This is a genomic window from Bacteroides sp. 2_2_4, from assembly GCF_000157055.1.
GTDB lineage: Bacteria > Bacteroidota > Bacteroidia > Bacteroidales > Bacteroidaceae > Bacteroides > Bacteroides ovatus.
The window spans coordinates 176,290-188,117 of record NZ_EQ973361.1 but is presented as its reverse complement, the minus strand read 5'-3'; the positions used below and the strand labels follow the sequence as shown (position 1 = coordinate 188,117).

Here is an 11,828-nt window from a genome sequence, read left to right as displayed (position 1 = left end):
TAAATATAGAGATAAAAATTACCATTTGGTAATTTTTATCTCCTCCCATAACCCTACCTTTGTCGCCATTTTCAACGACAAAGGTAGAAAGTTATGAAAGATAGTATTGATTTCGGCAGTATGAACATCTCCACGTTGTTCCGTAAGTTACTAATTCCTACGGTACTTGGGATGGTATTCTCGGCTCTGTTCGTTATTACGGACGGGATATTTGTAGGAAAAGGAATTGGCAGTGACGCGCTGGCGGCAGTAAATATCACTGCACCGCTTTTTATGATCGCAGCGGGTATCGGACTGATGTTCGGAGTGGGAGCTTCGGTGGTGGCTTCCATTCATTTATCTCAGGGAAAACGCAAAGTAGCAAGTATTAATATCACTCAGGCAATTGCTTTTTCCACATTGCTCATACTTATCCTGTCTGCTCTGTGCCTTTATTTTATAGAGCCATTAGCCAGATTATTAGGTAGTTCGGACCGATTGTTGCCGTTAGCTGTAGAATATATGGCATGGTACATTCCTTTTCTCGTATTCTACGAAGTCTTAAATATAGGTATGTTCTGCATCCGTCTGGACGGTTCACCCACCTATGCCATGATGTGTAATGCGGTTGCAGCCATACTCAATATCATACTGGATTATATATTCATCTTCGAACTTGGTTGGGGAATAATGGGAGCTGCTTTTGCCACCAGTCTGGGAACTGTCGTGGGAGGGTTGATGACACTGATTTACTTACTCCGTTTCTCTCGTACCCTCCATCTATGCCGGATAAAGTTAAGTATCAAAAGTCTGTTACTGACTCTTCGCAACATCGGTTATATGATTAAACTGGGAAGTTCTGCTTTTATCAGTGAAGCCTCCATTGCCTGTATGATGTTTCTGGGGAACTACGTTTTCATCCGCCATCTCGGTGAAGACGGAGTGGCAGCATTCAGTATTGCCTGTTACTTCTTCCCTATCATCTTCATGGTCTATAATGCCATTGCACAATCCGCACAGCCGATTATCAGCTATAACTTCGGAGCCGGACAACCCGAGCGTGTACGAAAGACACTGCATCTCGCCATTCGGACCGCTTTAATCTGCGGTATCAGCTTTTTCATTCTTACCGCACTATGCTGTCAGGACATTGTTTCGTTATTCATTGACCGCAGCTACGCTGCATTTGATATAGCAGTAAACGGGCTTCCTTATTTCGAAGTAGGATTCATTTTCTTTGCCGTCAACATGATTGGCATTGGTTATTATCAGAGTGTCGAAAGAGGTCAGCGGGCAACAATTATCACTCTTCTCCGGGGAGTCGTATTTATGTTGATCGGATTCTTTGCGCTCCCTCCGGTATTGGGTATACCGGGTATCTGGCTAGCCGTACCATTGGCAGAGTTATTAACCACTTTCTATATTTTCGGAATTTATTTGAAAGATCGTTTCATTGTCTGCCGACGATAAGTATCTTTGCAATATGAGAACATTCATTGAAAAACTTTGCGATAGATACAAGGTATCAGAAACCGATGTACAGTCTCTACTGAACTGTATGGAAGAGGTACATTTCAAAAAGAGAGATTTAATAGTACGCGAGGGGACAAAGAACTGTAATCTTTATTTTATCAAGACAGGAATATTGCGAGCCTATTATCATAAAGACGGAGTGGATACTACCATCTGGTTTGCTTCAGACGGAGAAGCTGCTTTCTCCGTCTGGGGCTATGTAGATAATGCCTACTCATTAATAAATATTGAGGTCATGTGTGACAGTGTGGCCTATTGTATTTCCCGAACAGCTCTGAATCAGCTATTCGCCTCATCCATCGGACTCGCTAATTTGGGGCTCCGCCTCATGGATCATCAGTTTCTTCAACAGGAGAACTGGCTTATCAGCTCGGGAAGCCCACGGGCTAAAGAACGCTATCTCAACCTTATCAAAGAGACTCCGGAATTATTGCAATATGTACCTTTAAAACATATTGCGTCTTACTTGTGGATAACTCCGCAGTCGCTAAGTAGGATTCGGGCGAAGATAGCATCTTCTTCTCTTTAATAGACGCCTCTAAAAGAAGTGGTTCTGTCAACATGATTAGTTATAACAGAACCACTACTCGGCATTATTCCAATCACTTAATAGAGAAATAACAACTGTTTTATTTCAATTATAAATCTGAGTCCGGAGCCAAATATTTAAGTTTTCCCCACGATTTATTGGGTTCATTGCCTAACCATAGCTCAAGCTTTCCTCCTTTCGTAAAGTCTGCATGATTAAATTGTGCATAATTCCATTCCATACCGTTCAATTGCGCACGTTGGATATAACAATTTTCAGCAGAATTATTGTGGGTAGTTATAGTAAATGTACTTCCTTCATAATAATCCCCATTCAGTTTGATTGTGATCTTATCAAAAATAGGTGAAGTAATATCGTAGTATGGAGTATCAGATTCCGTACCTGTTACACTAAATAGTCCAAGTGCCATCAATGCACTGACCCCTCCCATTTGACCTTCATCTTCATCATGACCACCGTACCCTTTATCTGGAGTAATTCCTCCATACGCACGTTCTTTTACCTGACGTACCCAATATTGTGTCAACCAAGGTTTTCCACCATAAGCAAAGATGTGTGCATTAGAACATCCGGGCTGATTAGCATAACTTACGTATCCTCCACTGTAAGCATAAACAAAATCTAAATCTCTTGCCTGCTCAAATGCGAAATTTAATTTCTCGCAAAACTTATCTGCTCCTCCCATCATCTTTACCAGCTTAGGCAGTTCATGAGACAAAGACCATGTGGCCTGCCAGGAATTCGCTTCCACCCAACCGTTTCCACTCAATGCATCCTGATGCAGCCATTCACCATTTCTCTTTTTCGGAAATACCAAGCCCAGTTCCGCATTGAATAAAGGAGTCCATGCTCGTGAGCGTTTTTCAAACATACGTGCATCCGAGTGTTTTCCCAACCTTGCAGCCATCCGGCTTGCTCCCCAATCTTGAAATGCCCATTCCAGAGTTTTACTTGCATTGTCCGGACAATAACCATGACTGATATAAAACTTTAAATCATCAGCACTCTCATAGCTCATCATTCCGCCAGGCATATGATTACGTTTTATGACATCAAATGTATGCAAAGGATCGGCTTTTTTCATAATTCCTTTCATATATGTACTTACCAGCAAGCTGGTAGCCGGACAACCGCTCATAATAAATGAATATCCACCCGAACATGCCCCACGAGGCAACAGCTTACCATTATCAGCATACTGAACTAAACAAGCAGATAAATCATCCATGACTTCGGGCCATGCCAGACCCCATAATACGTTTAAATTCCAGTGTGTCAACCAAAGCCCGTCAAAGCCATACATATTAAACTTAGGTTTTCCATCCGCCGTAAGTGGAAGACGACGTACCTTCATAGGTTCAGACGTACGTTTATTGACGTATTTATTTCCGGCATAATCCGGATAATAGCCATTCACATCATTTATTTTATGTCGCCCTAGCAATACATGCCAAAGGTCAGTGTAGAATTTGATGCGTTGAGCATCCGTACCACCTTCAACAGCTATACGTCCTAAAGCCTCATTCCAGACAGAACGGGTTTCTTTACATACCTTGTCAAAATCCCAATGGTTCAGTTCCGCATCCATATTGGCTATTGCATTGTCTACGCTTGTATATGAGAATGCCATTTTAAAAAGCAACTCTTCAGCATTCAATTGTCCAAAGTTCAAAACCATACCGGCAGCATTCCCCGCAATAGCCTCAACATCGGGCAAGACACCTTTCTCATTCCATCCGTCAATGCTTTTTATGGGACGGTTACAATCTAGTACAAAGCTTATTTTTATGCTGTCAGGACCACCCCAAAAGCGTTCTGTCGTGAAAAATTCTCCTACAACACGTGTATTGCTGACACGCAGTAAGGTAGCTTTATCCATAGAGCAATTCCCTAAAACACTACCTACATCCACCAATAATTTGGCATTTACATTTTCGGTATAATTCAAACGGTAGAATGTAGCCCGCTCTGTTGCCGTATACTCCACCCAAGTCTTATACCGGTCCAAATACAGACGATGATAGCCTGGCTGAATTATTTCACTTTCATGTTTAAAAGGTGATTTCCATCCTGCCATACCTTCAGTAGGATTTATTTCCCCTACAACCGGCATAATGTTCGGACCGGAAATCATCCATTCATTTATTTGAGAGAATCCTAAGATATCCGGAAAATTATAATTATATCCGCCACCTCCCTGATTTTTATTGCGGGTGAAAGCATGAGCAGCCACCATACCAAAGGGACGTCCGCCCGGAGTACAGAAAAACCACCGTCCCCGGGTAGTTTCAATATAAGGGTCAACCCACTCTACATAGTCAGTTTGATTACCATGTGCGGCAAAAACTTCGATTTCAGACAACCCCAAATTCTTTCCATTCCCATCTGTTGCCTCAAAACGAATCCATTTCACCTTTTTCTTAGGGAAAGAGATACTTTTCGGGCTTCCATCATTGGGAATAGCTGTTACACTAAGCTGAGATCCATCACTGAAATGAAGAGTTCCACCGGCAAGGTGTTCAGCAAGAGATACCCGGTCATACAGCACCACTCGATCCACACACACTTCTTCATCCCATTCCAACTGTGCCCACGGGGTATACATGACTCCCCACGATGTAACACTTCCCTTGCAAGCCCACTCGCCCTTATCATCATACATTATTTTACCGTCAACCAGGTTGTCGGCAGCATAATTCTCATTCAACACATTAGATACCGTGACATGCGCCCGTGGGGCTATATTATCTTGTGCTGCCTGAAGTACAAGAATATTGCTGCACCATATAGCAGCTACTAGCAATCCTTTTATTATGTTTTGATTCATCATTATATTTTTATTTATTATATGTCTGCTCTCCACATTTCCGTTCTCCTACCGCAAAAGCACAATAGGTGAGATACAACACACAAAGTAAAATGACAATAACTCCAGCCGTAATTCCGGCGTTATCTATTGCAAACCCAATAACAGGAGTTACCACTCCCCCTCCGGCTACAGCCGTCAGCATTAACCCGGAAATCTGATTCATTTTTGTGGGACACTCTTGAAATGCCATCGAGTAAATAATAGAAAATACAGACGAAGCAAAAAAGCCAATTCCGCCAATACATAATAGACTAACAGCGGGATTCTGAACACTAATCAATAATACAAGCATCATGATACATGCCAGAATATTGACTTTGAAATAGCGGGCACCTGCAATGCGGGTCAGCAAGAAAGCACCGAGAAGAGCACCAACCGTTCTACTAAAGAAATATACTTGTGGAGCAAACTTCACTTGTTCCGCAGTCCAATCATACCGGATGCTCATTAATTTTGAACTGACATAATTTGTAGCGACATCCACACCTACAATAAAGAATATTCCCAAAAAAAGAATGAGTATGGTTCTATTTTTCAGCAGGTTGAAAGAATCAGAAACAGATACTTTACTCTCTTCCACCTGCTCTCTCCGAATGGGAGTAAACGTCAACCATAAAGCAAAGAATAATGTAATAGCGCCTAAAATGGGGAAACAATAATACCATTTATCATCACCAAAATGCAGGGTAGCAAATAATACAATTTCAGGACCTACCAACGAAGAGACAGCCTTGATAACCTGTCCGGCCGTCAGACTGCTAGTCAATAGCCGAGGGCTGGAAATAACATTATTCAATAACGGATTTAAAGAGATCTGTAATATGGCGTTCCCTATACCTAGCAAAACATACGCAATAACACATGTTACACTACTGTAGACCAACAATGGCAAAAACATCCCAACAACTGTTACCGCCATACTGGCGAGTACTGTATTTTTCCGTCCGTATTTACTCATTCTGTTACCAACAGGAATCCCTAAAAATAGAAACCAGATAAATACCATTGAAGGAACAAAACCTGTCATAGTTGGAGACCAATTAAAGCTCTTCTGCATATAGTCGGATGAAATACCGACTATATCACAGAATCCCATAACAAAAAAAGCGGCAAGCACGGGAATGGCTTTCAAATAAGAGTTATTCTTTACCATAACTATCACTTTAATATATGATCTACGGGTACCCAGAAGAAACGAGGCTGGTACAATGATGCCTTCTCAAATACCTTCTTCAAATCATAGGTATTAACGTTATAACACATCAATATTTTATCATTTTTCATGTATTGAGGATGTACCATTGTATTATAAGTCATCATACTGTCTTTTTCAAAATTAGGTTCATCGACCGTATAGAGCAATTTCTCATGACTAAATGCACCTTCAGGGCTGTCGGCAATATAGGAATAAATTTCTTTGGCATTTCCCGAACGATTTTGGGAAACCAACACAATTTTTTCATTTAGACTAAATACATTGAATTGCTCAGAGATATTTTTCTGAAGTCCTTCAAGTTTCGCTGTTTTAGTAGCATCCGCCTGCCAGCTAGCCCCATCCCAATACACAAAGTTCGCCAGCTTATTATCAACCAATTCAGCCTTCGCCACATGAACAACTGCCTTTGCTCCTGTCGAGTCCGACTTTGTTCCGTAAATGTAGATTGCATTTTGATAAGGCATCACTGCATGTCCATAGTGTACACCATTCTGATTGGCAGCAGGGATATTCATCTTATCAATGATCTTCATGGTTTTCACATCCAGACGAAAATAGTCACAACACATATATTCAAAACCAAAAGATCCCTCACCCACTTTCCTGAACTTGGACATGAACAAATGAAGAATACCATCTTTCACAAATCCATCTCCAGGCCAATACCAACGGGGTGAATCCCCATCCTGCTCTGCCAGTATATATGCAGAAGGATTCTTCAAATCACCACTATACAAGGTCTCCAGTTCTCCTTTCTCATTGATAATCGTAAAAGTGTTACCCATCACAAATTTAGAGTCTTTACTCCTTTTATCATCGACAACATCTCCAAAAAACGAGTCACCCCACATAAAAAGATTCCGTCCATCCTTCAAGTCTATTGATATAGCACCGTCACCTCCTGTCACTCCACTGCCAAGTCCAGGCATCAACCGTGTACACCACATTGAATCCAGTTCGACTTCCATCTGTGTTACAGATGACTTATTGTTGTTTTGGCAAGATACAAATAATGTACAGGCCAACAAATAGATAAACTTATTCATAATTCTATCTTTTTGGTTATTGTCCATAGCCTTCATTCTGCGTAATCATGTTTTGTGACAGGTCTATTTCTCTTTGAGGAATAGGAAATTTCACATGGTATTCTTTAGGAGTAGATTCCGGTTTGGCAGCCTTTATGATAGACACAAATTCTTGCGGTGTACACATCCTGGTCAAATCAAACCAACGATGTCCTTCCATCACAAATTCATGACGATACTCATTCAATACGGTCTTCTTAAATCCCTTATAGTCAGTAGGTACAGCCGTGGTCAGTCCGGCACGGTTCCTTACAGCATTAATTGCGATTACCGCCTCCTCATTAGCTCCTTGATTTATTTCATTCAAAGCTTCGGCTATAATCAAATACATCTCTGCTGTACGAATTGCCGGAAATATAGCCTCTGTATTATTCCCTTTAGGTTCGGCTTGACTATCCCAATACTTAAAAACATAGGGCTTATCGAAATCCTTAATGCTACCATCACTATAAGTAAAACTTCTCTTCAAAGTAACATCCAGGCGCTGGTCATTCTGCCGGTCAAAGCTATTCCATAAATCTTCGGTAGCATTTTCCCATCCTTGGGCATTGCTTACTCCGTCAAGGGCAGGCAATAAACGTACCAAAAACTGTGCACCTTTCCAACCTTCACTCAACGTTGCGCTAAAGTTTACTCCCCAGATTATTTCCGTATTAAAACGATTGGCCACTTTAAATAAATCACCGTAGTTTTCAAGCATAGGGAAATTCGGGATGACAGATTTAGCCTTGTCTACAGCAAGCTGGTAATGCTCCTGACTATGATGTTCTGCTGCATAAGTTAGATAAACCCTGGCTAACAAAGCTGATGCAGATGCAGGATAAGGTCTTCCTCCGCCAAAGCGTTCAGTGTACTTCAAATCGGTTTCAGCAGTCTTAAGATCCGAAAAGATCAATTCATAAATTGTCTCTTTGGAGGTCCGGCTAGTTGCATCTTCCTCTGCACTTTCAACATTATGTTCGCGTAAAGGAACATCACCAAACATCCGGATCAAATCAAAATACATCATTGCTCTAAAGAATTTTGCTTCGGCCACCAACTGATTTCTTAAAGTCACATCCATATCAATAGATGGAACTTTATCAATCACGACATTACAACATTTTATCGTTTGATAAAAATCTCTCCACAGCAATTCTACAGGCTGATTATATTGGTCTATTTGCATATTTTCCACCGATTGGTAGTCAATGCTGGTCTGATTAGTTTCCGAATTATCAGCAAACATATCCTGAAGAACCCAATAATCATTGTAGAAAGTACCACCATAGTTTTTATCCCATAACCCATTCGGAGCATATCCGATAATCAAATAATCATAAATAGCATTGGTGGCGGATATAGCATGCTGAGCTGTTTTATAATATCCTTCACTTGTAATATTCCCTTTAGGCACTTCGTCGAGGAAATCCGAACAAGCAGTGAACATGAATGCTCCACTCAATAAAATGCTTAATATGTATTTTTTCATAATCTATTCTTTTTTAAAAATTCATTCTTAAACCAAACTCATACGATTTAGACATCGGATAAGAACCATAATCAGCTCCCATTGAAAGATTGTCGTTAGAAAAACGACTTACCTCAGGATCATATCCGGAATAATTGGTGAACGTATAAATATTCTTTAATCCGGCAAAGATTGTAAGTCCCTCACAATAAAATTTCTGAAGGATGCTTTTGGGGAAAGTATAACTTAACGTGATATCTTTTATTCTGAGATATGAACCGTCTTCCACATAATGATCGGACAAAATAGTACCAGATGATTTAGTCGTGGCACGAGGATATTTATTAGTAGGATTCTCAGGAGTCCATCTTTCCAATGCTGCCACAGAATTATTTTTATGTCCGTCAAAACTTTCCAATGAAAACTTATTGAAGTTCACAATCTCATTACCTACCGCACCTTGCAAATAGACTGTCAGCCCAATGGATGAATGATCGCGCAGGTTATAAGTAAAGGTATTATTGAATCCGAAAGTAAAATCCGGATTAGCATTTCCCAACTCATATAAATCGTCCTCATTAATCACATTATCACCATTCTTATTGACATATTTACGATCACCATGTTTCAAGGTTTTTCCAGAGAAATATGGAATTTTAGACAAGTCTTCGCTCAATTGTGCTATTCCATCAGTTTTATATCCATAAATTGTACCGATAGGCTTACCCTCATTTATTTTAGTCCAATAGGTTACTCCCAAAATAGATGCCCCCGAAAGATTTTCCTGGCTTCCAGCTAAATCTGTAATTTCATTCTTATTGTAACCGAGAGTAAAATTCATATCCCAGCCGAATTTACCGGCAAAAGGTACTGCACCCAAAGCAAATTCAAAACCCTCATTACGCAGACTGCCAACATTCTTTACGGCTGTATCATAACCGGTATTAAACGACACAGGCATAGCAAGCAGCAAGTCGCGCGTATTTTTTCGGTAATAGTCCGCAGTTAAGGTAAGACGATTATTAAATAAACCCAAGTCAAAACCAAGATTCACCTGCGAAGTTGTTTCCCACTTCAAGTCTTGATTACTCAATGTATAAGGCACCACGCCGGTTGCCACTTCACTATTGCCAAAATACGCTTCTGTGTTATACATCAGCCCTTGCGAACTATATGGAGGAATTCCTTCATTGCCCACAATACCATAACTTACTCTCAACTTCATATTTGAAATGGCTTGCGCCCGCTTCATGAAATTCTCTTCTGAAATTCTCCATGCACCCGAGATTGAAGGGAAAAAGCCATATTTATTGCCCTTACCAAATTTTGAAGATCCGTCAATACGACCGGTCAGACTCATTAAATAACGACCACCGTAATTATAATTCACACGAGCCAAATAAGATAACATCTGCCATTCGGAGATACCCGAACTTGCAGCTTGACGCAACGCTCCTGATTGTATTGAGTTGAATCCTAAAAATCCGTCTGTAAAATCAGCTGTTGAAACTGCCGAATTTTCCGAGACAAAAGCTTGCGCTGTCATACCGGCCAAAGCGCTAATCGTATGCTTCTCAAAAGTGTTTGTATAGTTGACGGTATTCTCCCATACCCAGTTGTAACCGTCACGATTTCCTATGCTGGCATAGCCACCATTCGATTCTGCACGTTTAATCTCCCCGGGAGCAAAAGCCTGATCCTTTATATAGAAATAGTCAACACCGATACTAGTCTTAAAGGTTAGATTTTTAATTGGAACCCATTCTAAATAAGCATTAGCCAATGTCCGGAATGAAGTATTTCTATTTTTCGCTTCATAGGCATCTTGCACAGGATTACCCACATTATTAGTTGTAGTCAAATTGTTTTCATAAATGTAATCTCCGGATTCATTTCTCACGGGAAGAGCCGGATTCATTTCCAACGCCCAAGAAGTGATAGAAGAAGCAAATCCTCCTTCCGAGTTCGTTACTACACCATTTGAACGGCTATAACTCAGATTTACAGAAACGCCAGTCTTCAGCCATTTATTTATTTGCTGCCCCAGGTTAATACGAAAGCTTCCTTTTCCAAAATCTGAACCAATAATTATACCATCTTGCAACAGTAAATTACCGGAAACAAAATAAGTAGTTTTATCATTTCCACCTGATACTGAAATATCATAGTTCTGCATAGGTGCTGTACGGAATATCTCATCTTGCCAGTCCGTATTTAGTTTGGACAGATTATTCAACCCAGCAAAAACGGGATTTCTTTCTTCACCAGCATTGTCCGTTGCCTCATTTCCCAACTCGGCCAATTGGACCGCATTCAGCATATCCATTTTTTTAGTTACCTGCTGCAATGTGTATTTAGCTCCGATAGAGACTTTAGGCTTTCCATTCTTACCTTGTTTGGTAGTGACCAGCACCACACCATTCGCCCCACGGGCACCGTATATGGAAGTTGCAGAAGCATCTTTCAAAATTTCAATAGATTCAATATCATTGGGATTGATATTAGTCAAAGGATTAAGAGCCGGATTCTTTAAAGTCCCGGTGCTGAATGTATTTGCATCACTAATCACAGGAACACCATCAATCACATACAAAGGTTCATTGTTTCCATTAATAGAACTGGTACCTCTGATTCGAATAGAAGTTCCGGCACCTGGCTGACCCGAAGTGTTTAAAACAGCCACACCGGCTGCTCTTCCCTGAATACCCTGATCTAAAGAGGTTATCGAAGTGGAAGATAATTGTTCTGACTTAATAGTAGAAATTGACGAAGTCAGATCACTTTTCTTTTGCACACCATATCCTACCACTACCACATCAGCCAATACTTGCATATCATCTTCCAGCACTATGTGAAATTCTCTCTTTTGTGCGGTAACTTTAACGATCTTTGTTTGGTATCCTACAAAAGAAATCTCAAGTACTGATTTGTCGGGAACAGATAATGAAAACTCTCCATCCTTATTAGAAATGGTTCCATAAGTTGAACCTTGCTGTAAAATAGTAGCTCCGATAATGGGGTCACCCATTGCATCACGAACTGTACCCTTGACGTTCAAACTTTGATTCTGTGCACTAACACTTCCCAGAATAAACATCAACAACAATAAAGTTATGCTCCTAAATAAATTATTCATGTGTTTTTAT

Annotated in this window: 7 protein-coding genes; 2 read left to right on the top strand and 5 right to left on the bottom strand. The window is 40.5% G+C overall.

The genetic code is table 11. The annotated features are described in order from the left end of the window. Positions 1 to 93 precede the first annotated feature (93 nt). Positions 94 to 1,449, top strand: coding sequence for an MATE family efflux transporter (locus tag BSCG_RS11945; RefSeq protein ID WP_004312385.1), 1,356 nt, complete (start codon positions 94 to 96; stop codon positions 1,447 to 1,449). A gap of 13 nt (positions 1,450 to 1,462) precedes the next feature. Then, on the top strand, positions 1,463 to 2,041 hold the full coding sequence (locus BSCG_RS11950; RefSeq protein ID WP_008776272.1) for a Crp/Fnr family transcriptional regulator: 579 nt from the start codon (positions 1,463 to 1,465) through the stop codon (positions 2,039 to 2,041). Between the two features lie 109 nt (positions 2,042 to 2,150). On the opposite strand, the gene BSCG_RS11955 is transcribed toward BSCG_RS11950, so the two are convergent. From BSCG_RS11955 to BSCG_RS11975, 5 genes are read right to left on the bottom strand one after another with little or no spacing between them, the layout of a single operon-like run. Beyond that, positions 2,151 to 4,889, bottom strand: a complete 2,739-nt coding sequence (locus BSCG_RS11955; RefSeq protein WP_008776271.1) for a GH92 family glycosyl hydrolase — start codon at positions 4,887 to 4,889, stop codon at positions 2,151 to 2,153. A gap of 10 nt (positions 4,890 to 4,899) precedes the next feature. After that, positions 4,900 to 6,084 (bottom strand): MFS transporter, encoded by a 1,185-nt coding sequence (locus tag BSCG_RS11960; protein WP_004312382.1) that lies wholly within the window; start codon positions 6,082 to 6,084, stop codon positions 4,900 to 4,902. Between the two features lie 5 nt (positions 6,085 to 6,089). Continuing rightward, complete coding sequence (locus BSCG_RS11965) at positions 6,090 to 7,193, bottom strand: DUF4185 domain-containing protein (RefSeq protein WP_004312381.1); 1,104 nt, start codon at positions 7,191 to 7,193, stop codon at positions 6,090 to 6,092. A gap of 16 nt (positions 7,194 to 7,209) precedes the next feature. Continuing rightward, positions 7,210 to 8,703 (bottom strand): RagB/SusD family nutrient uptake outer membrane protein, encoded by a 1,494-nt coding sequence (locus BSCG_RS11970; RefSeq protein ID WP_004312380.1) that lies wholly within the window; start codon positions 8,701 to 8,703, stop codon positions 7,210 to 7,212. A gap of 13 nt (positions 8,704 to 8,716) precedes the next feature. Then, positions 8,717 to 11,818: a SusC/RagA family TonB-linked outer membrane protein gene (locus tag BSCG_RS11975; RefSeq protein WP_004312379.1), complete on the bottom strand. Its 3,102-nt coding sequence runs from the start codon at positions 11,816 to 11,818 to the stop codon at positions 8,717 to 8,719. Between the last annotated feature and the right edge of the window lie 10 nt (positions 11,819 to 11,828).